This window comes from Gemmatimonadales bacterium (assembly GCA_019637315.1).
In the GTDB taxonomy this organism is placed as follows: Bacteria; Gemmatimonadota; Gemmatimonadetes; order Gemmatimonadales; family GWC2-71-9; genus SHZU01.
Genome location: JAHBVU010000003.1, coordinates 138,949 through 162,160, shown reverse-complemented (window position 1 = coordinate 162,160; position 23,212 = coordinate 138,949). Strand labels below are relative to the sequence as shown.

Here is a 23,212-nt window from a genome sequence, read left to right as displayed (position 1 = left end):
CCGCGAATCGCGGTGGGCTCGTCGGTTGCGATCGTTCAGGTCTCGATCAGCTCAAACGGATGCTCGCCCTACCGCGGAATTGCGCCAGGGCCACCACCAGAGGTTGAGCGTCACGAGATGTTGCATGGCGGGAGTATAGACCCCGAGTCCGTGCCCGGTCAAGGGCGGCCGGAACGGCGCATCGCTGGTTCCAGGACGGCAAAGAGCCGCTCGATGTCACGCGGTTCGTTGTAGAGGTGCGGGGTGATTCGCAGAGTTCCGCCTCCCCGCACGCTGACGTATACGCGCTCGGCCGCCAGCTGCTCGGCAAGCGAGGGTGTGCTGCCGGGCACTCGCAGTGAGAGGTAGTGCGGCGCCCGCAGGCGCGCTGCAACGGCCGTCGCGCCGATCGACTCCGCGCGTGCGAGAATTGCAGCGTTGAAGGCGCCGATCGTCTCCGAGAGGTTCTCGACGCCCCACTCCAGGATCCCCTCGATCGCCGCCACCGCAGGGGGAATCAGGGCAAAGTTGGCCGGTTCTCCCATGTCGAAGCGGCGCGCGCCGGGCTGGAACTGCTCCGGGTAGCCGAGCAGGGCGCTGAAGTTCTCTGAGCCGGCGCGACCGAACCAGTGGTGCTCCAGCGGCGTGCCGTTCTGATGCCGGGGCGCGACGTAGAGCAGGCCGATGCTGTAGGGCCCAAGCAGCCATTTGTAGCAGGCCGCCACGAGGTAGTCGGGATCGACCGCGGCAAGGTCGAAGGGCATCACGCCGAGCGACTGTGTCAGGTCGAGCACCAGGGCGGCGCCGACCTCACGCAGGCGGGACCGGATCACCGCGAGGTCGAGTCGGACCCCATCGATCCAGTGGCACGCCGGCAACGCAGCAACCGCGGTACGGGAGTCGATTGCGGAGAGCACGGCGGCGGTCCAGTCGTCGTCAGACGGCCGCGGAATGGTGACCAGGTCTGCGCCGACCTGCTCTGCCCGGGTTCGCCAGGTGAGAATCGTCGAGGGAAACTCCTCGGCCAGCACCAGGACTCGTTGCGTCGGGCGGAGCGGCAGGTTGGCCGCGGCTGTCGCCATGCCGTAGCTTGCGGCCGGAACGATGGCGAGGTCGTCCGCTGTCGCGGGGGTACCGAGCAGCCGGGCAAAAGCGGCCCGGCCGCGATCGGCCGTCACAAAGAAGTCGGCCGGTGTGACCTCCCACGGCCGTTGTTTGGCGTCGATCCCCGCCCGGCCAGCCTGGGCGACCCGCCGGGATAGCGGTGACATGTAGGCGCAGTTGAGGTAGGTCACGTCGTCTGGCAGGTCGAACTGTGATCGGGCCGAGGCAAGTTTTGTCATTTCGGAAACGTAACGCCCGCCCGCTCCAGGGCTTAGGGCCCCCCAATGTCGCGAAACTTCTCGGCTTCAGCGAACGTCGGGCGTCGTGCGTAATGGGATGCAGTGGGATCGACCGCGGCGAAGGTTGCCTGGATTCGCTTCCGACCGCACTATTGGAACTATCATTCATGCTTCTGGTCTTGTTTACCGCCCTGATCCAGGCGGCAGCGCCCGTTGCGGCATCCGCCGTCGATCCCGCTCGACTGCCGGTGCTGGTCGACAGTCTGGCCGCGCGAGAACTCCGCGCGGGTCCGACGGCGGGTGTCTCTGTCGCCGTCATGCAGGGCGGCGTGGTGCTCTTTGCGCGCGGGTACGGGCAGGCGGACCTCGAGAATCCGGCGGCGATCAACGTCGAGACGATTTTCAAAGTCGGCTCCGTCACCAAGCAGGTCACGACTGTGCTGCTCGGCCAGCTGGTCGATCAGGGTAAAGTCGATCTCGACGCCGATATCCGGACCTATCTGCCCGATGCGCCGACCAGCGGTCGCAGCGTCACGGTGGCCCAACTGCTCGACCACACCTCGGGCATCCGGAGCTTTACCAACCTGGGGCAGGCCGTTTCCCGCGACAGCTTCCGACTCGATCTGACGACGGATCGTCTGATCGGCCTGCTGCGCAACGTGCCTCCCGATTTCGAGCCGGGGACCTCCTGGCAGTACAACAACACCGGGTATCTGCTCGCGGGCATGCTGGTCGAGCGGATCACCGGAAGCTCGCTTGCGGAGGTGCTGGCCCGCGGGATCACGGAGCCGCTCGGCCTGACCAGGACGTCATGGTGCGACGAACACGCCGTGGTGCCGAATCGTGCCAAGGGATACCGCCGGGCGGCGGCGGGTTTCGAGCGGGCGGTCGGGGAGAGCATGTCGATTCCCCGTGGAGCCGGGGCATTGTGCTCAACCCCAATCGACCTGGTTCGATTCCGGGATGCCTTGGCCAAGGGCCGGCTCCTTTCTACCGCGACATACCAGCGGATGATCACACCGGCTCGGCTGGCCGATGGCTGGAAGACGAATTACGGCTACGGGGTCGCGCTCTATCACATCGGGCCGTACCGGGTCATCCGGCATGGGGGTACGATCACGGGATTCCAGGCCAATCTGCTGTACGTTCCTGAGCGCGATCTTGTCGTCAGCGTGCTGGCAAACACGATGGGTTCAGATCCGGTCGGACTCTCCGACGGAATCGTCGCAGGGATACTTGGTGTGGATCTGCCTCCGGCCGGGGAGCAAGTGCTCCCGGCCGATCGTCGATCCTCGCTGGTGGGCCGTTACCGTCTGGCCGGGACCGTATTCGAGGTGAAGGAGGAGGAGGGGCGTCTGGTCATCGGGCGCGGCGGAGCCGGTTGGAGCCGTCTGGCCTGGCAGGGCGATGATCGTTATCTGGCGCTCGGTGGGCAGGCGTTCGGGTTCTACGGTCTCAGCCCGCTGCTTCGGTTCACAGGCGGGGCCGGCCGCCCATCGGTCATTGAACTCGAGCATCCGGTCGACGGTCCTATGCGCGGCCAGCGGGTGGAGTGAGCCCATGAAGACGCAACTTTTCCTGGGATGCCTGATTGTCTTGGCTGGCGGCGTCGAGGCTCAGTCTCGTAGCGCCTTGCTCGGTCGGGTCGACTCGGTCGTCTCGGCCCACATGGCACGGCATCAGAACGTCGGCGTCTCGATCGGGATCGAGTATCGGGGCGAATTGCTGGTCGCCAGGGGGTACGGCGCGGCCGACCTGGAAAGCTCGGCCCCGGCAACGGCTGAGACGGTGTATCGCATCGGATCGGTTACCAAGCAGTTTACCGCGGCGCTGATTCTGCAACTGGTGGAGCAGGGTAAGATCCGTCTCGATGATGAGATCACCCGCTTTCTTCCCGACTATCCGACCCAGGGCCGGCGGATGACCATCCGCCACTTGCTGACCCATAGCTCGGGGATCCGGAGCTACACCGCACTCGGGCCGCGCTATGCCACCCTTTCGCGACTCGACCTGACCGAAGATCAGCTGATTGCCGAGTTTGCCAATCAGCCGTTCGACTTCGAGCCAGGCGCGCAGTATCGCTACAACAACTCGGGGTACTTCCTGCTTGGTGTGATTGCCGGCAAGGTGACGGGCACGCCGTACCCGACCCTAGTCGAGCAGGCCTTGATTGCTCCGCAGGGTCTCGGGTCGTCATCCTATTGCCATAACTCCAGACTGATCCCCAAGCGAGCGCACGGCTACGCAATCGACCAGGGCGCGGTTGTCAACGACCGCCCGATCAGTATGAACATTCCTGCCGGCGCCGGATCGCTCTGCTCGAACGTCCTCGATCTGCTCGCCTGGCAACGGGCGCTCGATGGGGGTCGAGTTCTGGGGCCGCAATGGCTGACCGCCATGCGCACGGGGCACCTCAAGTCCGGAGCAAGCGGTGAGTATGGCTACGGTGTCAGCATCGGCGCACTCCAGGGGCATCGGCAGGTGGCCCACAGTGGCGGAATCAACGGTTTTAGTGCGTGGCTCGCCAATTATCCGGACGACCGGCTCACGGTGGTCGTGCTGACCAACACCGCCAACGGTCAGGCCTCTGGTTTGGGCGCTGCGCTGGCTCGGCTCGTGCTCGGCCTCCCGGCCGCCACGCCGCGAGATTAGCAGGGCATTCGGTCACTCTCGGCCGGATGCGTTATCGGTTTCACCTTTTCGAAGTCGCGGGGAAGCGGGTACATGATGAACCGACTGAAGCAGTTGATCGCCGTCCTCACGTTCCTGGTCGTGCTTGGGGTCGGGTCGGCCGTGGCACAACGTCCGATGACGCCCGAGGACATTCTGGCTCTCAAGCAGGTGTCCGATCCGCAGGTCTCGCCTGACGGGCGCTGGGTCGCGTATGTCGTCAGTCAGACCGAACTCGAGCAGAACACCATTAACACCGACGTCTGGCTCGTGGCCACTGCCGGGGGGGAGCCGGTTCGCTTGACCACCAGTCCCCGGGCCGATGGGTCCCCGCGCTGGTCACCGGACAGCAAGTGGATTGCCTTCATCTCGGCGCGTGAAGAACGGCCGCAGATCTGGTTGATCCGGCCTAACGGAGGTGAAGCGGAGAAGCTGACCTCGTCGAAGAGCGGGGTCCAGAGTCTCGTCTGGTCGCCGGATGGCAAGACGATTGCTTACACGGCTCTTCGCGAGTGGACGGCGGAGGAAGAGAAGAAGCAGAAGGACCGCGATGACGCGATCGTGGTCGATCAGGATCACCGATTCGGCCGGATCTGGACCATCGATGTCGCGACCAAGAAGGCCGCCGAGGTCGTCGCGGGCGATTTCCATCCCTCGAACCCGCAATGGTCGCCGGACGGCACGCAGCTGGCCTACGAGGTCCGCCCCACGCCTGCGGCTGACGACGGCGCCCGGTCGGACGTGTACATCATCACGCTGGCGAGTAAAGAGAAGCGGAAGCTCTTCGAGAACCCCGGTATCGACAACAATCCGCGCTGGTCACCCGATGGCCGGTGGATCGCCTTCTCGAGCCGGCCCGACGGCTTCGGTCAGACCGAACTCAAGGTGATTCCCGCCGCCGGCGGCACGCCGCGGACCGTTGCCACACGTTTCCTCTATCAGCCCGGAGCGGCAACCTGGTCGGCGGATGGTCGGACCCTGTTCTTCACGGCGTCGGTGCGCACCACCAACCAGCTCTTCTCGGTGCCGGTGGCCGGCGGCGAACCGAAGCAGCTGACCTCGCACAACGGGACGATGAGCGGCGCCACGATGTCCGACGACGGCCGGACCATCGCCTTTACCGTCTCGGACGTCACCCGGCCGAACGACGTCTATGTGGTCCGCGATCCGGCACGGTTCGCTCCGGTCAAGCTCACCGACCACAATCCGCAGCTGGCCGAGATTGCGCTCGGTCGGGGAGAGCTGTACCGCTGGAAGAGCAAGGACGGGATGGAAATCGAAGGCGTCCTGATCTACCCGCCGGACTATGATCCGTCCAAGCGGTATCCGACCATGGCGTTCATTCACGGCGGGCCGTCCGGGGTGTGGACCCAGGGTTTCCCGGGCTCGTCCGGTAACTATGGCCATATCTGGGCCGGACGCGGTTGGGTCAGCTTCTATCCGAATGTGCGGGGGTCGAGCGGCTACGGCGACGCCTTCATGAAGGCCAACGTGCGGGATTGGGGCGGCGGCGACTACCAGGACATTCAGACGGGTTTGGACGAACTGGTGCGTCGTGGCGTGGCCGACCCTGATCGGCTGGGCCAGAGTGGCTGGAGCTACGGCGGATACATGACGGCGTGGACCCTGACGCAGACCGATCGCTTCAAGGCGCTGATGGTCGGCGCCGGGCTTACCAACATGTATTCGATGTACTCGACCAACGATCTCCAGACGACCCTCGAGAACTATTTCGGTGCCGAGCCGTGGGACGACGAGGAAGCCTATCGGCGGGCCTCGGCGATGGTCTACATCAAGCAGGCCAAGACGCCGACCCTGATTCTGCACGGGCAGCAGGACCTCCGGGTGCCGATCGGGCAGGCGCAGGAGCTCTACATGGGGCTCAAGAAGAACGGCGTGCCGGTCGAGCTCGTCTTCTACCCCCGAGCGGGGCACGGGTTGTCCGAGCCGCGGCATCAGCTCGACCGGATGCGGCGCGAGTATGCCTTCTTCTCGAAGCGCGTGCTTGGGGTCGATGTGTCCGACAAGCCCGCGCTGATCCCATGACGCTAGCTATCCCTATGCATCCTGAACGGAATCCATCTATGCGCGCAAAGTCTGTTGGGTGGCTGGCTGGTGTCGTCCTCCTTGGCCTCGTGGTGGGCTCGGTCGATGCGCAGAAGGCGCTGACACCGGAGCGGGCGGCCGCCATGCGGACCCTCGGTCCCGTTGCGATCTCGCCGGATGGTCGGCATGTCGTTTACAGCGTTACGGTGCCCAACCTGACGGAGAGCACGACCAACTCCGATATCTGGCTGGTGCCATCGGCGGGCGGGGAGTCGATCCGCCTCACCAGTTCCAAGGCAATGGATGATCAACCGGCGTGGTCGCCGGATGGCAGACGGATCGCATTTGTCTCGGCGCGGGAGGGCAAGCCGCAGATTTTTCTGATCTCCCCCTTCGGCGGCGAAGCGGAGAAGCTGACGGACTCGAAGACCGGAATTCAATCTTTCGCGTGGGCACCGGACGGCAATCGCATTGCCTACGTTGCGCAGCGAGAGCCGACTCCGGAGGAAGAGAAGCGTCAGAAGGAAAAAGACGACGCGATTGTCGTGGATCAGAACTTCATTCCGGCCCGCCTCCACTTGATCGACGTTGCCACACGCAAGAGCAGCGAGGTGGTCAAGGGTGACTACCAGATCTCCTCGCTCGACTGGTCGCCCAGTGGTCGGGAGATTGCGTTCGTGTCGGTCCCGACGCCTCGGGCGGATGACAACCGGTTTGCCGATATCCTGATCGCCGATGTCGCAACCGGCGCGACGAGGAAGCTGTACGAGAATCCGGGGCCTGATGTTGGCCCGCGCTGGTCGCCGGACGGTGCTTCGATTGCGTTCTCCTCGACCTCCAGCAAAGCCGTCGCCATTTCGCAGTCGCGCCTGATGGTTATTCCGGCAGCAGGTGGTACGCCCCGCCCGCTGGCGCGGGACTTTCTCTATCAGCCGGGGACCGTTACCTGGGCAGCGGACGGGAAAAGCGTCTACTTCTGGGCCTCGGTGCGAACCAGCACCGAGCTCTTTCACGCACCGATCGATGGCGGCCCTGCCAGGCAGCTCTCCGACTTCCGGGGCGCGCGTGGCTGGTTCGGTGGTTCGACGCCGTCGCTCTCGAGTGATCGCCGCATGGTTGCCTTTGGCCGCTCGGCGATGGACACCCCGGAGGATGTCTACGTTGCGCGCACCGATGCGCCATGGGCCATGACCAAGCTTACGACGGTCAACCCGGAGCTCGCCGACGCCACGCTGGGGAAGGGCGAGGTGGTTCGTTGGAAGAGCAAGGACGGCATGGAGATCGAGGGGGTCCTGATCTATCCGGCCGGGTATCAGGCGGGTCGCCGCTATCCAACGGTGGCGCTGATCCATGGCGGGCCCTCCGGGGTCTGGGATCAGGGCTTCGGGTCGAGCTGGTACAATCCGGCCCAGGTCTATGCTTCGCAGGGCTGGGTGGCATTCCTGCCCAATCCCCGCGGATCGAGCGGCTACGGCGAGATATTCCTGGCCGCAAACCTCCGCGATTGGGGCGGCGGCGACTATCAGGATATTCAGACCGGACTCGACGAGCTGGTCCGACGCGGTATTGCGGACCCCGCTCGGATGGCGCAGGGTGGCTGGAGCTACGGCGGCTATATGAGTGCCTGGACCCTGACCCAGACCGATCGGTTCAAGGCCATCATGGTCGGCGCCGGCCTGACCAACATGTACTCCATGTATTCGACCAACGATCTGCAGATGGTGCTCGAGGACTATTTCGGTGACGAGCCCTGGAATGATGAGGAAGCCTATCGCCGGGCGTCGGCCATGGTGCACATCAAGCAGGCCAAGACCCCGACCCTGATTCTGCATGGGCAGCAGGACCTGCGGGTGCCGGTCGGACAGGCGCAGGAGCTGTACATGGGGCTCCGCAAGAACGGCATTCCGGTCGAGCTGGTGTTCTATCCGAGAGAAGGGCACGGTCTCAACGAGCCCCGTCACGCGCTCGACAAGATCCGACGGGAGTACAACTTCTTTGCGAAGCATGTTCTCGGAGTCGAGCCGGCGCCTGCTGCGCTGGTTCCCTAGCGCGATGCGTCTCGAGTTCGGAGAGGACAACCTATGCGGATGAGGCTTGCGTGGTTCCTCGCCTTCTCTGTCGCGGCCGGTGCGGATACGGCCGCGGCACAGGATCGCGTCGATGTCTGGATTCGCAACGGCAGCGTCTATGACGGTACAGGAGCCGCTCCGCGCCTGGCCGACCTTGGAGTGCGCGGCGACCGGATCGTGTTCGTGGGCCGGGCGCCTGCCGGTCTGACGGCGGGGCGAACCATCGACGCCAAGGGGCTGGTCGTGGCGCCGGGGTTCATCGATCCGCACACTCATGTGGATGGAGACCTCCGCTCCAGCGAGCGACGCGGCCTGCCGGGGTTTCTGCTGCAGGGTGTTACCACGGTCATCGTCGGAAGTGACGGGCGCGGTCCCATCGAGGTTACCGACGCACGGGCCGCGGTTGATCGGGACGGTGCGGGTACGAACGTCGCGTTTCTGGTCGGGCACACCACGGCGCGTCAGCGGGTACTCGGCGGGTCGGCGGCGGCCCCCACTGCGGCGCAGCTCGACAGCATGCGGGCCCTGATTGCCAAAGGGATGCGCGAAGGCGCCTTCGGCATCTCGACCGGCTTGTACTATGCGCCGGCAAGCTATGCATCGACCGAGGAAGTGATCGCCCTGTCGAAGGTGGCCGCCGAGGCAGGTGGATACTACGACTCGCACATTCGGGATGAGTCGAGCTATTCGATCGGGTTGCTTGCCGCTGTCGAGGAGGTGCTTCGGATCGGCCGGGAGGCCGGGCTTCCCACCCATATTGCCCACATCAAGGCATTGGGTGTCGATGTCTGGGGCAAGAGCGGAGACGTGATTGCGGCGATCCAGGCCGCTCGCAAGGCGGGGCAGCGAGTTACGGCGGATCAGTACCCCTATACGGCATCGGGCAGCAGCATCGGCGCATCGTTGCTGCCCCGCTGGGCCGAAGCCGGTGGGCGTGATTCACTCCGTCGGCGCCTCGCGGACCGCACCATTCGCGATACCCTGGTGGCCGAGATGCGCAACAACCTGCGCCGCCGCGGCGGGGCAGATGCTTTGTTGATCACCGCCGGGCAGTGGAAGGGTCGCCGCCTGTCTGAGGTAGCCCGAGAGACGGGGGTCGATCCGATCGACGCCGCGATCACGATTGTCGCGGCCGGTGACGCGGGTGTGGCGTCCTTCAATATGCAGGAGGCCGACATCGACAATTTCATGCGTCAGGACTTCGTGGTCACGGGATCGGACGGGTCCGGTGGCCATCCTCGGAAGTTCGGGACCTTTCCGCGCAAACTCCGGCGTTACGTGCTCGATCGAGGCGTTATCTCCTTTGCCCGGGCCGTCGAGGCGAGCAGCCGTCAAACGGCGGAGATCGTCGGTATCGCTGATCGGGGCGTTCTTGCGGCCGGCAAGTACGCCGACGTCGTGGTGCTCGACTCGACGCGTCTGACGGATCGATCGACCTACGAGGCGCCAGAGGAGCTTGCGGAAGGAGTTGTTTTCGTGCTCGTGAATGGTCGCGTTGCCGTCGACGGCGGCAAGCCCAACGGTACGCTGGCCGGGCGTGCGCTGGCGCGACCGGCGCGTCGCTAGTCGTTCCCCATCGTTCAACCGGTGGTGCAGGGTGTCTTGCGCTGCCGGTTGAACGAAGCCCTCATTCTCGATTCACACTTTCTTCACCATCGGCAATTGTGGCCGGGTGGTTCTCTGGAGCCGGTCCAACAGGTTGATGGATATCCGCCACGGCAGATTGCGCTGCCGTCTCGCCGCTCGAGCATATCGCTAGGTCCGTAATACAGGATCCTGGCAACTACTTGCCCGGGGTCGCCTTGTTGGTGCGCCCCCGATCGGGAAGATTGTGCCCTGTCGATTGCGGCCGCCTCCAGAGTGCACGAGCCGCGCCAGTCTTCCACCGGGTGGGTTCGATCGCAATGGGACTGCTGTCCATTTTCCGCCGCACGCCGTCTGACCGCTTCCGTCGGTCGCCGCATGTGAAATCGGTGGCGCACGGCGACAAGCTCGTGCTGATGGACCTCCGGGGCGAGCAGTTCTATTCGCTGGATGGTGTTGCCGTTCGGATCTGGGATCACCTGGCTCAACCGACCACCGCCGAGCGCCTGTCAGGTCTCGTAGTGGCCGAGTTCGAGGTGCCCGTCGAGGTGGCGCGCCGGGATGTAACCGCCTGTCTCGACGACTTGACCCGTGGCGGCCTGGTGCTGGCTGGCCGATGAGCGCACGTCCGGGTTTCGTGAGCGCTTTCTTCACCGTGTCGGTGGCGCGCCTGTCGCTCCGCCTCGCCGGGTTCAGTCGCACGCTGGCTTGGGTTACTCGCGTGGCACCCCGGCTGGCCCGTCGTTCGCCCCGAGGTACTGCTGAGGACATCGTCCGCAGCGTGGCCGTTGCGGCGGCGTTCTTTCCCGGGCGAGCCATCTGTCTGGAACAGTCGGTCGCAGGCTATCTGTTGCTCCGCCGCTGGGGTCATGATGTGGCCCTGCGGGTCGGGGTGCAGCCCTACCCGTTTCGAGCCCACGCCTGGGTTGAACTCGACGGTCGGCCCCTGCTCGAGAACGACGACGAGCTGGTGAAGTTCGTGGCGTTTCCCGAGGCGTTCGCATGAATCCGTTCATGTGCGTGGTCGACTTGAGCGGCGACACGGTCGGCATCGATGCCCTGGTTGCGGCGCTTCCCGCGGTGGGGCGTGCCGGGGAGCAGACCGAGGTGATGCTGCACGGCGCCTGGGGCGCCGCCTGGGTTCCCGCCGAGAGCTTTGGTCGTCCAGCCATCGCGCATCGGGACGGTATCCTGGCGCTGGGCAGCGCGCGCATCACCAATCGGGCGGCGTTGCGTCCGGGCGGCTCTCGGACCGGGGGTGGCGATCTCGAGCTGATCATCGAGCGCTATCTCGAACATGATACGGCCGGCTTCCGCGACGTGGTGGGCGACTTTGCGGTCGTGCTGTGGGACACCCGGGCGCATCGTCTGGTTGCGGTTCGCGATGCGCTGGGCGTCAAGACGCTCTTCTATCAGCGCACCGGCAATCGCCTCGTGGTTGGTTCGCATCTCGAATGCTTCGAGTCGGCACGCTACGACCGGTCGTTCCTGGGCGACATGCTCCTCGGGCTGCGTCGGGGGACCGAACGGACCGTCTTTGCCGACGTCACCCGGTTGCTTCCGGGGACCTCGCTTACGGCGGACGCGTTGGGGGTTCGGACTCGACGGTACTGGGATCCGGCGGAGTTCGTTGCGGCCGACGCAGTGCCCAGCGAGCGTGAAGCGATTGCCGAGTTCCGGCGGCTCTTTCGTGAGGCCGTGCTGGCTCAGCTGGATGATGGGGTCTCGACTTGGGCGCAGTTGTCGGGCGGCCTCGATTCCTCGTCGGTTGTGGCCATGGCCCAGGGCCTGGCGCGTGAAGGGCTCGTCGCGCCACTCGCAGGCACTCAGACGGTCGTCGATTCGCTCGCCGAAGGCGACGAGACCCGTTATTCCGATGCGGTGGTTCGGCAGTACGGCCTTCGGAACGAACGGATCGCCGACTACGCCGCCTGGCAGGACGATGGCCAGCCGCCGCCCGACTTTTCCGATCCCCGCCTCTTCCTGCCCTTCTATGCCCGCGACCGGGCCCTGCGCGATGTCGTGCGCAACGCCGGGGGGCAGGTGCTGCTCAGCGGCTACGGAGCCGACAACTATCTGGCGGGAACCTACGACTACCTCGCAGACTGGATCGTCCGCGGCAGGATCAAGGATGCGTTGGGCGATCTGGTCAATCTCGCGGTGGCCTCACGACGGTCGTTCTGGGGACTCGGGATCGACCATATCCTGGTGCCGCTCGGCCCGATGTGGCTCAAGCGCCGCCGCGCCATTCGGGGTCGCGAGCTGCCGAGCTGGTTTGCTCCGGATCTGGTCCGGGAGCAGCGCCTCGATGAGCGGATCCTGACCGGCAACGCCGACGGCGCCCCCGGGGAGATCTATGCTCGGCTTCAAGCCGAGGAGATCGGCAGCATCGACATGGCTCTCGAGCGAGGCGTGTTCGAGGAGGGGGTCGAGGTCCGCTATCCGTTCCTGCATCGACCGCTGGTCGAGTTCTGCCTCCGGCTGCCGCTCGAGCTCCGTTTCCGGCCTGGCCGCGCCAAGTGGATTCTGCGCGAAGCAATGGGAGACGCCTTGCCCGATGTGGTGCGGAACCGGCCGGGCAAGGGAGCGATCGACGGGCGGCTCATCTGGTCCTTGCAGCAGCACCACGGGATGCTCGAGCGCCTGGTGGAGGGATCGCACCTGGCTGAGCTGGGATATGTCTGTCGCGAGAAGCTCAAACAGGCGCTGGATCAGGCCCGTCGCGGTGCGACGGAATTTGTCACGACGCTCTTCTTCACGCTCTCGCTGGAAATGTGGTTTGCAGTGCGTTCAGGGCGGTGGGCGCGTCAGGTAGCCCAACTGCCCAAAGTGGTTCCAAATCAACCTGTACCTAACTTTTCTGAGGAGTTGTAGCAATGTCCAAGCTTACGTATGTCAAGCCGTCGGTGACCAAGATGGGTTCCGTGACCGAGAAGACCGAGGGTGGCTTCAAGGCTGAGATCATGGAAATGTTTTCGCTGCGCGCCGCGAACTGAGAACGCGTGCTCCTGAAGCCCCGCTCCCGGACTAGAATGGGTTCGGAGCGGGGCTCTAGGCGCATCCTATTCAAATGACGGGTGCTGATTGTAGATTGCTAGGGTGACCCCAACTGCACCCGCGCAATGCCTTCTGGCCCGATGACGCCCGCGACCGTGTGGAAGTCCTTCGTGGCTTGGATAGCCAACGGAGGTCTCGTTCCTTTTCTCGCGGTCGTCGCGGGTATAGCGTTCCATTCAGTCGCATCCCTCCAGCCACACCTGTTGCCGCCCACTGCTTACGGTCCCTTAACGGTTTCGTTCAACTTACTGATTGCCGCCTTTTGGTGGCGAGCTATTCGCACGCTGAGGCCCGGTTCTCCCATCCGGCGCCCCGCCTTTGTGGTTTTTGCAGCAGGGTTAGTGTGGCTGGTCAGTAGCGCCTTGGTCGTGGTGGGGGGCGTTCGTGGAAGTTTGGTCCAGGTTATCGGAGTGCTCGCGTGGGCGGCCTGCCCGCTGCTCGTGACCGCCCTGCTTCTATGGCCACGTGCACTTGGCAGTCATTTGCGTCGTCAGTATCTGGCAATTGATGTCGGAATTATCTCAATCGCAGTTGTCCTCTTCGTCTGGTATGTCCGTTTCGGCCCTTCCGCCCATGGGGCTGCGTCGACGGACGAACTCGGTGTCTTGACAACGTCGGCCGTACTTCTCGCTGGATTGAGCCTTGCTGTACTCTGAATCGCCCCGGGTTTGCAGGAGACTGGGTTATTTAAGTACCAGCCCGGCGAAGTCCGCACTGGTGCCCGAATATGTCGCTTCAAACTCGACCGGTGATACGTAGCCGAGCGGTTCCATCAGGCGCACGGTATTGTACCAGCTGACCCAGGCCAGCGTCGCCAGCTCGACGTGCTCCAGCCCACGCCACGGGCCTTCATGATAAATCACTTCCGTTTTATAGAGACCGATGATGGTCTCCGCCAGCGCGTTATCGTACGAATCCCCGCGGCGCCCAACCGAGGGCTCGAGGCCTGCCTCGGCCAGCCGTTCGGTGTAGCGAATCGAGAGATATTGCGCGCCGCGGTCGCTGTGATGAATCACACCGGCATCCGTGTCCCGATCGTACAGCGCTTGCTCCAAGGCGTCCAAGGCGAGGTCCGTGCGCAGCGAGGTGCTCGCCCGCCAGCCGACGATGTGCCGCGCAAAGACATCGATCACGAACGCGACGTACACATAGCCCCGCCACGTGCTGACGTAGGTGAGGTCCGCCACCCACAACTGATTCGGACGCGTGGCCGTGAAGTCGCGCTGCACCAGATCCGGGGGCGGCACGGCCGGCACGTCGGGGAGCGTCGTGCGGACCCGCCGCCCGCGCACGACGCCGCGCAGGCCCATCGCCCGCATGAGGCGCGCCACGGTGCACCGGGCCACCACGCGCCCTTCCCGCTGCAGCGCCTTCCAGACCTTCTTCGCGCCGTACACGCGGCGATTCGCGCGCCAAACGCGGTCAATCGCCGGTTGCAGTCCTGCATCGCGCTGGACCCGCGCCGGCACCCGGCTGGGCTGAGCCGCCCGGGCCTTCTGCTCGTAGTACCACGACGGAGCGATCTGCAGTTCGCGACAGATCGGCTCGACTCCGTACGTCGCCCGGTGCGCGTCGATGAACGCCACCCTCACGGCCCCCGGCGGTCGAGCTCCGCCTGGGCGAAATAGGCCGAAGCCTTGCGGAGAATCTCATTCGCGCGGCGCAGCTCCTTCACCTCCCGCTCCAGGGTCGTGATCCGGGCGTGCTCGGCCGTCGTCAGCCCGGGCCGCTGGCCCGCGTCCGTCTCACGCCGCTTGATCCAGAGGCTCAGGGTCTGCGCCGCACAGCCGATCTTGGACGCGATCGAGGTGATGGCCGCCCACTGCGAGGTATGATCCTTGGTATGCTCGTACACCATCCGGACGGCCCGATCTCGGACTTCGGGCGAAAACCGCGGTCGTTTGCTCATGACTCCAACCTCTCACATTTTGGAGTCTCCTGCAAACCCGGGGCGATTCACTCCGGCGTCCTGCGCCAGAGTACGCTTTGTCTTTCATGCTTGTGGTTGTTTGGACAGCAGTTGGGTTCGTTGTGAACTTTGGCTTGGCATTGTTCCCACTATCCAATCAATCGCTGCAAAGATGGGCGGTCTTGCTCGGGCTGGCCAGCTTCGTCCTTCCGGTACTTGCCGCAGAGTCCCTGCGCCTTCGATTTAACGGTTTGACGGCTGCGCGGCCGACGGAAGGGGGCAACCCGATCCCGTGGATTGCGGTTCTGGCCATTGGGTTATTCGTCCTCAAGATCGGAATCGAGCAGCTCTCGACCGGGGTTGGCGTCATCGTCATCGGAGCGGTTCTGACGATGCTGCTGCTCGTGGTTCGCCAGGCGATGACGATGCGCCACAACGTCGAACTCCAGGCCGAACGGGCCAACCTGCTGGCCGATGCCAAGATCGCCGCCTTGGTGCGCCACACGTCGGACGTCATCATGGTGGTCGACGAGCAGCTCATCGTCAGGTACGCATCTCCCTCCTCGGAGGCGCTCTGGGGCCGAGCGGCCAGCGCCCTGGTCGGGCAGGACCTGACCACCCTGGTCGAGGCCACCAGCCGGCGCGAGGTCACCCGCCTCCTGTCCGAGCGGCTGGCTCGCCCTGGTCAAACCGATCTGGCCCGGGTTCGCGTCCCGGGTCCGGATGGCAGCTCACGCCGGATCGAGGCCGTAGCCGTCAGCCTGTTGCACGAGCCATCGGTTCACGGCATCGTGATCACCATGCGCGACCAGACCGAGCGGATTCAGCTCGAGGAACAGCTGGCGCAGGCGCAGAAGATGGAGGCGGTGGGTCAGTTGGCGGGCGGAGTCGCCCACGATTTCAATAACCTGCTTACGACTATCCTGGGTCATACCGAGGTGGGCCTGGAAGAGCTCGAAGAGGGTCATCCGGTTCGCGAGGATCTGACCCAGATCCGCCGGGCCAGCGAGCTCGCGGCCTCGTTGACCCGTCAGCTCCTTGCCTTCAGCCGGAAGCAGGTGGTCGAGCCGCGCCTCGTCGATGTCAGCGTGTCGCTCGACCAGGTAGCCCGCTTGCTGCGCCGACTGATCAAAGAGCATGTCGAGATCGCGCTCGAGGTGCCTCGCGACTTGGGCCAGGTGCGGGTCGATCCCTCCCAGCTGGAGCAGGTCGTGCTCAATCTTGCCGTCAACGCGCGCGACGCCATGCCCGATGGCGGCAAGCTGACCATCCAGGCACGTACCACGATCGTGCCGGGTCCTCTCGCCGACGCGGTGATTCCGCCGCCGCAGGGCCGGTGTATCGTCGTCGAGGTCATCGATACCGGAATGGGCATGGACCCCGCGACACAGGCGCGCATTTTCGAGCCGTTCTTTACCACCAAGCCGATCGGTCGGGGCACCGGGCTCGGGCTCGCCAGCGTGTACGGAATCGTCAAACAGAGCGGCGCCGGCCTTGTGGTTCGAAGTGCCCCAGGGAAGGGTAGCACGTTTTCCGTCTTCTTTGCCTGGGTCGCGCCGGAGCCTGAAGCGCCCGTGCCCGCCGGGGCTGCCGCAGGCCACGATGCGGCAGGTCCGCCTCGCTTTGCGGCGACGATCCTGCTCGTCGAAGATGAGGCCGCGCTCAGGGAGATTGCCCACAAGGTGCTGGCGCGGGAGGGCTATCGCGTGCTGGTGGCCGCCGACGCCGAGGAAGGAGTCACCCTCGCGGGTACTGCGCCGTTTCCGATCGACCTGCTGCTGACTGACGTCGTCATGCCGGGGATGAGCGGTGTCGAGCTGGCCCGCAGCCTTCGCACGAAGCGCCCCAACCTTCGTGTTCTACTGATGTCCGGTTACCCCGGTGACGATCTGTCGGGTGAGCTGCGCGACAATCAGCGGTTCCTGCGGAAGCCCTTTACGCCCTTCGTGCTCCTGGAGCATGTTCGCGCCGCCCTGGCCGGACTGTCGGACCCGACCGCCGTCGAACCGGAGCGGTGACCCTCGTCAACCGTCTGCGCCACACCTTCGCACCGACCCGACACCAGGCTGGCTGAAACGACACCGCCCCTCGACTGAAGCCGAGGGGCGGTGTTCATCGCAGTGCGAGGGGCCGGACGATTACTGGCCCGTTCCGCCCGCGCTGGCTCGCAGATCGCCACACGCGATCGCCGGGGAGCCCGCGCTGCCGCTGTGGACGCTCACCGCGTACTCGCTGCCTTCGCTGAGCGGACCGGCAATGGTGGCCGTCGAGGTGGCCGCGCCCTGCGCATCGGTGCGCAAGGCCGAGTAGGCCGATGCCGAACCGACCGTCTGCCCGCCGGAGCCACAGCGGCCCTGGTGGATCTGCCACGCGAGCGAGGTGTTGGCCGGTCCACCCGTGACCGAAATCGTCGCGGTGTAACTCTGCGCAGCCGACGGCGTGGCCGTCGTGTCGGTCGGCATGCTCGGTCCGGCCGCGCTCTGAACCGTGGCTCGGCCGGCGATCGACGAGCCGTCGACGGCGGCGAGGGTGGCGCTCCATGAGGCGGCCCCGAATGAGGCCGCGATGAGCAAGCCGGCGGCGCTGAAGACGGCAGTTACGTTTCGAATACGCATGTGCTCCTCCTGAGGAATCTGGCGAAACTTCACTCCAAAACCTGCTGCAACCCGATTACATCCAGAAAACGGAAAAGGCGCGATTCGAGCCCCGAAGAGCTCGACTTCGCGCCTGCCAAAGACGAATCCTGATGATCCGCCCATGAGGCCGGCTCGACCTGATGTCGAGCCGCCGAATTGTCCTGCCACTCACACAGTAGGCAGCCGCGCAGCGTACGTCAATAGCCGGATTTCGGTCGCGCGGAGCGAGCGCCAATCGGTGCAAGATTTCCGGCCGCAAACCGTCGCCACTTCGATCACATGGGGTTGCCGTGACGCGCCCTGATGCTGAGCGAGCGCAAGGTGCGGCGTGGTGTCCGGAATCGGTCAGACTCGACCGCGCAAACTGGGAGGTTGTCGCTGGGATCCTTTCGCGTGACGCTGCCCTCTCGCTACGATCCTCGCCGCGTCGCGGGCATCGTGGGTCGGGTCGTGAGCGCGCTCGGAGCTCTTGTCCTGACGGGTTGGGCCATCGACTCACCCGGTCTGGTACGCATGCTGGACGGGTATCCGCCACTGGTGCCCAATGCAGCAATAGCGCTGGTTGGCGCGGGTTTGGGTCTGACCGGCCTCGAGCGAGATCGCGGCGAGGTCGCCAGGGTCGGGGCGAGCCTTGCGCTGCTGATCGGGCTCCTGACGTTCGCCGATCATCTCGTGGGTCTCGGGCTCGGGATCGATGGCATCTTCCTCCCGCGCGAAGCGCCGACTCTGGTGGCGGGGCGCATCCCGGGCCGGATGGCTGCGGTCTCTGCGCTGTCGCTGACGCTGGCGGGGGTCGGGCTGCTGGCACTGCTGGCCGAGGTGCGTAGCAGCACCCTGGCGATTCTTGCGGGCGTTGCCGGGGCTACGATCGGAACGTTAGGCGGCACGGTCGTGGTCGGGTACGCGACGGGCGCCCTGACGGATCTGCGGCACGGCGTCGTTGCCGGCATGTCGGCGTATGAGGCGATTGCGTTCCTGCTGCTCGGCTGGGGCATGGTCGGGTACGCGTGGGAGCACGATCGTCCGGTTCGCTCGCTACCGTCCTGGCTGGCGCCGGCAGTGGGCGTCGGCGGGCTGACGACTGCGCTGTTGGTCTGGAAGGCGTTGACGAGTCTCGAGGCCGATCGGCTGGAGGACCGTCTCGGCGTCGAGGCAACCGTGGTACGCCAGCGAATCGCGGTGGAGATCGACGGCCTGGTCAAGGATCTCGACCGCCTGGCTCGGCGTGCCGTCCGAGTGCCGGCGCTCTGGGATGCGGACGCACAGGCGGCGCTTCGCGAGGGCAGTGTGTACGCTGCGGTCGGGTGGGTCGGCGAGGACGGGTCGGTGCGGCGGGCGGCGCCGACGACCGCCGCGCCGGTGATCGCACAGATCATCGAAGAGGGGATCACGCCGGTCGCCGATACCGTACGCTTGCTCCGGTATCCAGCCCAGACAGCGTCCGCCGGGTTGCTCCAGGGTGGACGGTTCCTCGCGCTCAGAGTCGCGTCGTGCGACGACGCCCGGTGCGCGGGCGACATGGTGGGGTTCTTTGATCTTGCGGCCACGCTTCGATCCGGGTTGTCGGCGCCGCGCCGGGAGATCTGTCTCTCGATCTCGACCGGCGGGGTCGACCTGTTGACGGACCCCAGACCGGAGTGTGTCACGGCACGCGGCGTGGCAGCGTACCTGGCGGTCGGGTCGATGTCGTGGACGATTACCGCGGCTCCAACCAGTGCGATGCTGGCCTCTGCCGGATCGGCGCTTTCGGCGGTCGTGTTGAGCCTGGGGGTCGTGGTGAGTGCGTTGTTGACGGTCAGCTTGCGGCTGGCGCAGCGATCATGGGGGTTGGCCCGTGAAGTCGAGCGGCGGCAGGTTACCCGCGCGCTCGAAACGGCAACCGATGGTCTTTGGGAATGGGAGCTGCCCGATGGACCGATGGCTCGTCGGGCGATGTGGCGCGGGCTCGGCTACCCGTTCTCGGAAACCGACCGTTCCGGGTGGGAAGCCCTGATCCATCCCGAGGACGTCGACGGGGTCCGCCGCGCCGTCGACGACTACCTCCGCGGTGGAGCGGAGGGGTTGAGTCTCGAGTACCGGATTCGCGATGCCTGGGGCCAGTGGCACTGGATCATCGATCGCGCGCGGATCACCGAGCGAAGCGGCTGGGGGTCGCCCCAACGGATGCTCGGTATCCATGGCGACGTGACCGAACGCCGCCGCGCGGTCGATCAGGTGCGCACCAGCGAAGAGCGCTTTCGTACCATCTTCGACAGTGCCTTTCAGTTTCAGGCCTTGCTCGACCTCGATGGGCGCCTGCTGCTGGCCAACCGCACCGCCCTCGAGTTTGCCGGTGTGCCCCTGGACGCCGTTCGCGGCAGCAGGCTCTGGGAGACAGCGTGGTGGGCTGAGGCAAACGAAGAGGGCAGGGCCCGGCTGGCCGATGCCTGTCAGAGCGCAGCAAACGGTAAGACGATCCAGTATCAGGACGAGGTCACGGGCGTCGGAGGGCGTCGCGCGACGATCGAGTTCTCGGTCAAGCCGATCCGGACCTCCGACGGCCCGGTGGGGCAGTTGTTGGCAGAGGGGCGCGACGTGACCGAGCGAAAGCGCGCCGAGGACGCGCTGAAGGAACTCGACACGCTGAGCACGATGGGTCGGCTTGCGGCTCGGGTTGCCCACGAGATCAACAATCCGCTGGCTGGAATCCAGAACTCATTCATGCTGATCAAGGACGCCGTATCGCCCGACCACCCCTACCATCGGTACGTCGGCGCCATCGGTCGTGAGATCGACCGGATCGCGAGCGTCACGCGTGAGCTGTACGGGCTCTACCGGGCTGAGCATGCCCACAAGGAGCAGACGTCGGTAGCGACTGCCATCACGGATGCGGTCGAACTGCTCAAGCAGGTCAACCGGGCCGCCGATGTCGAAATCAGGGCCGACCTCGCCGGGGCGCCGACCATCCTGCCGTTTCCGGATGCGCTGATCCGTCAGGTCGTCTTCAACCTGGTCCAGAACGCCGTTGAGGCTTCGCCACCACGCGGTGTGGTGTTTGTGACCGCTGACGTCGCGGATCATGGCGCGCAGCGCGCCTTTCGGCTCGCTGTTCGAGACCAGGGCAGCGGAGTTCCGGACGCGCTCAAGGAGCAGGTATTCCAGGACTTCTACAGCACCAAGAGCGGGCTCCGGACCGGGGGGATGGGGCTCGGGCTCTCGATCGTTCGGAGCTCGGTACGCGCGTTAGGCGGAGAGATCGAAGTGACTGAACCCAAAGGAGGCGGCGCGGAGTTTGTGGTGCGCCTCCCGATCAACGAAGAGGAGTCGGTATGAGCGAGCGAGGTCAGATTCTTCTCGCGGACGACGAAGAGGTCTTCGGAGCGTCGACAGCGGATCTGCTGCGCCGGCAGGGGTACAGCTGTGACGTCGTGCCGGACGGCGAGACGGCGCTGGCCAGGGTGGGGCAGGGCAGCTACGATCTCCTGATCAGCGACCTCGAGATGCCGGGTAACGAGGACCTGGCCCTGGTCCGGCAGGTGTCTCAGCGGGTCGGTGGCTTGCCGATCATCATCCTGACCGGTTTTCCCTCGACCCGGTCGGCCATTGCCTGTATCGAGCTGCCCGTCGTGGCATACCTCGTCAAGCCGGTCGGTTTCGATCAGTTGCTGGGCAAGGTGGACGCGGCCGTGGCCCGCTTTCGATCGTACCTCGCCATGCGGCGGACGGAAGAGCGTCTGCGGGACTGGAACCGTGAGGTGGCAGCGGTCGCTGCTCCGAGCGCATCCGGCGGTCCGGAGTCGATCGATGCGTTCCTGACCCTGACGCTTCGCAACGTGATGGGCTCGCTGACGGATCTCGGTGAACTGAGTCGCGCGCTGGCGCAGACCCAGCAAGGGCCGCACGCCTGTCAGCTGGTCAACTGTCCGAGGGGGTTGCAACTCCAGGAGGCAGTGCGCGAAACTGTGCAGGTGCTGGAGGAAACCAAGGGCGCATTCCGCTCCAAGACACTCGCGACGTTGCGACGGCAGCTGGAGGTGCTGCTCAGCACGGTCTGAATCGACGTGCCGCATTGCCGACGGCTGGTGGGATGGACGATTGTGGGGTGTGCAAGAGCTGCGCAGGTCGGCCGTCCGACTCCACAGCTGTTCGGAACATCCCACATGGAGGCACTATGATTTCGCGCTCGGCTCTTCTTTTCGCTGCAGTGGCGGGTATCGGTCTCGCGGCCCACGCACAAGCCCAATCACGACCGGAAGTCGGCCTCAAGGCCGGTATCACGTTCGGCGATATCTCGAACAAGGGCGTCTTGCCCGGATCGCTCGATACGCGAAATGGCGGGGCAGTCGGTCTTTACCTGGGCGTCAACTCGGGCGTGGTCGGTTTCGGTGCGGAGGCGCTCTATGCGCAGCGTGGCGCGAAATCATCTCAGACGCTGGCTACCGCGAAGACCAGGCTCGACTACCTCGACATCCCGGTGTTCCTGAAGGTCAACCTTCCGACCCCCGGCGTACGTCCGTACCTGTTCGCGGGGCCGCAGTTCTCCTTCGAGGTCAAGTGCCAGCGCGGCAATGGCACCGGGTGTGGCAATCGTGACGGCGACAGCAAGACCGACTATGCCGGCGTCATCGGCGGCGGCGTCCGCCTGGGTGGCTCCCTGGGTCTCTCGGTTGAAGGGCGGTACGTCTATGGTCTCAAGGACCTCAACCTGACGACGCTGACGGACAATCAGAGCTTCAAGAACCGGACCTTCATGATCCTGTTGGGCGTTGGGCTGTAGCTCTGGCTCTAGCGCTGGAGACAGCGCCGAATGACGAAGGCCCGCAGGGACATCCCTGCGGGCCTTCGTTCATTTGGGCTGGACTACCCAGCCTTACGGCGGTGGTGGGTCGACCGGGAGCGCAGCCGCTACCGTGCTCAACTCGTCGATCACCTGAATCGCCTCGACCCGGTTGCTGGTCGCCGAAGGGTGGGTGAGCACGACCGTCAGACTCTGTCCCGGATGCAGCTCGATGTTGGGCAGACGGAGCAGTACCTGTCCGCCATCTTCGCGCGTTACGACCAGGGTGACGGTACCTGCCTCGACTTCTTTGAACCCGGCCGCTTCCTTGAACGCGATATCGTCGAACAGCGGATTGGCCTGCGCTGTCACTTTGACCTCGCTGGCCCGAGGAGCCGCATTGATGACCCGAATGCGGGCTTTGTTGGGGTCCGATGGGGTCAGGTCATCCCGGACGGCCTCGAGTTCGACCGAGCCACCGTTCTCGTTCGGAATGGCGACGACGGTGTAGTGAGCCCCGTCCATCACGAGTTCCCGGCTTTCGGCGAGCGGTTCTCCTGCCGGCTCCGCTGACGAACGCAGCTTGATATGCGGGCGGTTGTCGGCAATCGCCTGATACGGTGTTACCGCCTTGAAGGCGACCGCGTTGAACACGGCCCCATCGCCGGCTTGGACATCGACCGTCGGCGCCCCCGGTACGGCATGAATCACCCGAACCAGGGTACGGTCGTTCTGGCGTGCCGCGTCGCTCGATGGCGTGATGATCGAATCGTTGTCCATGTGGCTGATGACGGCGCGATCGTCGCTTCGCATGCAGCCAGTGCCCATGACGCCGACTGCAAGTAGCGCAGCAGCTTTGGTCAATGACATACTTCCTCCTTACAGCAGTGGAAAGGTAGCGGTCTGCCCGATCCGCTCAGGTACGCCGGGTCACCGAGTCGTCCATGTCCTCGAACTCTTTGAGCTGACGCCGCGCCTCGTCACGGGCGATGCCGTACTGTTCCTGCACCAAGCCAGCAATCTGATCCCACTTGCCTTCGGCCTGGTCGAGCTGATCATCGGTCAGCTTGCCCCACTTCTCTTTGATGCGGCCCTTGACCTGGGTCCAACGGCCTTCGATGCGATCCTTGTTCATCTGATCCTCCGTAGGAAGGGTGAAGACG

General features: G+C 65.2%; 17 protein-coding genes and 1 other annotated feature. Of the genes, 12 read left to right on the top strand and 5 right to left on the bottom strand.

All coding sequences use genetic code 11. From position 1 onward, the window contains the following. Positions 1-158: 158 nt before the first annotated feature. Entirely contained in the window at positions 159-1,322 is a 1,164-nt protein-coding gene (locus tag KF785_04275) for an aminotransferase class V-fold PLP-dependent enzyme (protein MBX3145961.1), read from the bottom strand. 167 nt (positions 1,323-1,489) lie between these two features. Here KF785_04275 and KF785_04270 point away from each other — a divergent pair, with 167 nt between their 5' ends. The 8 genes from KF785_04270 to KF785_04235 all read left to right on the top strand — a co-directional run bounded on the left by KF785_04270 (position 1,490) and on the right by KF785_04235 (position 12,565). After that, positions 1,490-2,878 (top strand): beta-lactamase family protein, encoded by a 1,389-nt coding sequence (locus tag KF785_04270; protein MBX3145960.1) that lies wholly within the window; start codon positions 1,490-1,492, stop codon positions 2,876-2,878. Positions 2,879-2,882: 4 nt separating this feature from the next. Beyond that, positions 2,883-3,974 carry a beta-lactamase family protein gene (locus KF785_04265; protein ID MBX3145959.1) on the top strand — a complete coding sequence of 364 codons (1,092 nt, stop codon included), beginning with the start codon at positions 2,883-2,885 and terminating at the stop codon, positions 3,972-3,974. A gap of 72 nt (positions 3,975-4,046) precedes the next feature. Continuing rightward, positions 4,047-6,038 carry a S9 family peptidase gene (locus KF785_04260; GenBank protein ID MBX3145958.1) on the top strand — a complete coding sequence of 664 codons (1,992 nt, stop codon included), beginning with the start codon at positions 4,047-4,049 and terminating at the stop codon, positions 6,036-6,038. Positions 6,039-6,076: 38 nt separating this feature from the next. Beyond that, a complete protein-coding gene (locus KF785_04255; protein ID MBX3145957.1) occupies positions 6,077-8,086 on the top strand; it encodes a S9 family peptidase in 2,010 nt (669 codons plus the stop codon). Between the two features lie 33 nt (positions 8,087-8,119). Further along, positions 8,120-9,673, top strand: a complete 1,554-nt coding sequence (locus tag KF785_04250; protein MBX3145956.1) for an amidohydrolase family protein — start codon at positions 8,120-8,122, stop codon at positions 9,671-9,673. A gap of 338 nt (positions 9,674-10,011) precedes the next feature. Then, positions 10,012-10,311 carry a PqqD family protein gene (locus KF785_04245; protein ID MBX3145955.1) on the top strand — a complete coding sequence of 100 codons (300 nt, stop codon included), beginning with the start codon at positions 10,012-10,014 and terminating at the stop codon, positions 10,309-10,311. Next, positions 10,308-10,697 carry a lasso peptide biosynthesis B2 protein gene (locus KF785_04240; GenBank protein MBX3145954.1) on the top strand — a complete coding sequence of 130 codons (390 nt, stop codon included), beginning with the start codon at positions 10,308-10,310 and terminating at the stop codon, positions 10,695-10,697. Before KF785_04245 ends, KF785_04240 begins: the two co-directional genes overlap by 4 nt. Continuing rightward, positions 10,694-12,565, top strand: a complete 1,872-nt coding sequence (locus KF785_04235) for a hypothetical protein (protein MBX3145953.1) — start codon at positions 10,694-10,696, stop codon at positions 12,563-12,565. The genes KF785_04240 and KF785_04235 overlap by 4 nt, the downstream gene beginning before the upstream one ends. Positions 12,566-13,431: 866 nt before the next feature. Here KF785_04235 and KF785_04230 read toward each other — a convergent pair. Next, a protein-coding gene (locus KF785_04230; GenBank protein ID MBX3145952.1) for an IS3 family transposase occupies positions 13,432-14,657 on the bottom strand; the annotation gives its coding sequence in 2 pieces (ribosomal slippage) (positions 13,432-14,375 and positions 14,375-14,657; 1,227 coding nt in all). Then, positions 14,263-14,379 (bottom strand) — a sequence feature (AL1L pseudoknot). Its footprint overlaps the gene before it by 117 nt. A 251-nt stretch (positions 14,658-14,908) precedes the next feature. On the opposite strand from KF785_04230, the gene KF785_04225 reads away from it, so the two are divergent. Then, on the top strand, positions 14,909-16,675 hold the full coding sequence (locus KF785_04225; GenBank protein MBX3145951.1) for a response regulator: 1,767 nt from the start codon (positions 14,909-14,911) through the stop codon (positions 16,673-16,675). A gap of 120 nt (positions 16,676-16,795) precedes the next feature. On the opposite strand, the gene KF785_04220 is transcribed toward KF785_04225, so the two are convergent. Further along, positions 16,796-17,272 (bottom strand): hypothetical protein, encoded by a 477-nt coding sequence (locus KF785_04220; GenBank protein MBX3145950.1) that lies wholly within the window; start codon positions 17,270-17,272, stop codon positions 16,796-16,798. Positions 17,273-17,686: 414 nt separating this feature from the next. Between KF785_04220 and KF785_04215 the strand changes: the two genes are divergently transcribed. The 3 genes from KF785_04215 to KF785_04205 all read left to right on the top strand — a co-directional run bounded on the left by KF785_04215 (position 17,687) and on the right by KF785_04205 (position 22,049). Next, positions 17,687-20,605, top strand: a complete 2,919-nt coding sequence (locus KF785_04215; protein ID MBX3145949.1) for a PAS domain S-box protein — start codon at positions 17,687-17,689, stop codon at positions 20,603-20,605. Continuing rightward, positions 20,602-21,327, top strand: a complete 726-nt coding sequence (locus KF785_04210; protein ID MBX3145948.1) for a response regulator — start codon at positions 20,602-20,604, stop codon at positions 21,325-21,327. The genes KF785_04215 and KF785_04210 overlap by 4 nt, the downstream gene beginning before the upstream one ends. Positions 21,328-21,443: 116 nt before the next feature. Further along, complete coding sequence (locus KF785_04205) at positions 21,444-22,049, top strand: PorT family protein (protein ID MBX3145947.1); 606 nt, start codon at positions 21,444-21,446, stop codon at positions 22,047-22,049. Positions 22,050-22,142: 93 nt separating this feature from the next. Here KF785_04205 and KF785_04200 read toward each other — a convergent pair whose 3' ends face one another. Both KF785_04200 and KF785_04195 read right to left on the bottom strand, forming a co-directional pair. Next, positions 22,143-22,919 carry a DUF4397 domain-containing protein gene (locus KF785_04200; GenBank protein ID MBX3145946.1) on the bottom strand — a complete coding sequence of 259 codons (777 nt, stop codon included), beginning with the start codon at positions 22,917-22,919 and terminating at the stop codon, positions 22,143-22,145. A 46-nt stretch (positions 22,920-22,965) separates the two neighbouring features. Continuing rightward, complete coding sequence (locus tag KF785_04195) at positions 22,966-23,184, bottom strand: CsbD family protein (protein ID MBX3145945.1); 219 nt, start codon at positions 23,182-23,184, stop codon at positions 22,966-22,968. Between the last annotated feature and the right edge of the window lie 28 nt (positions 23,185-23,212).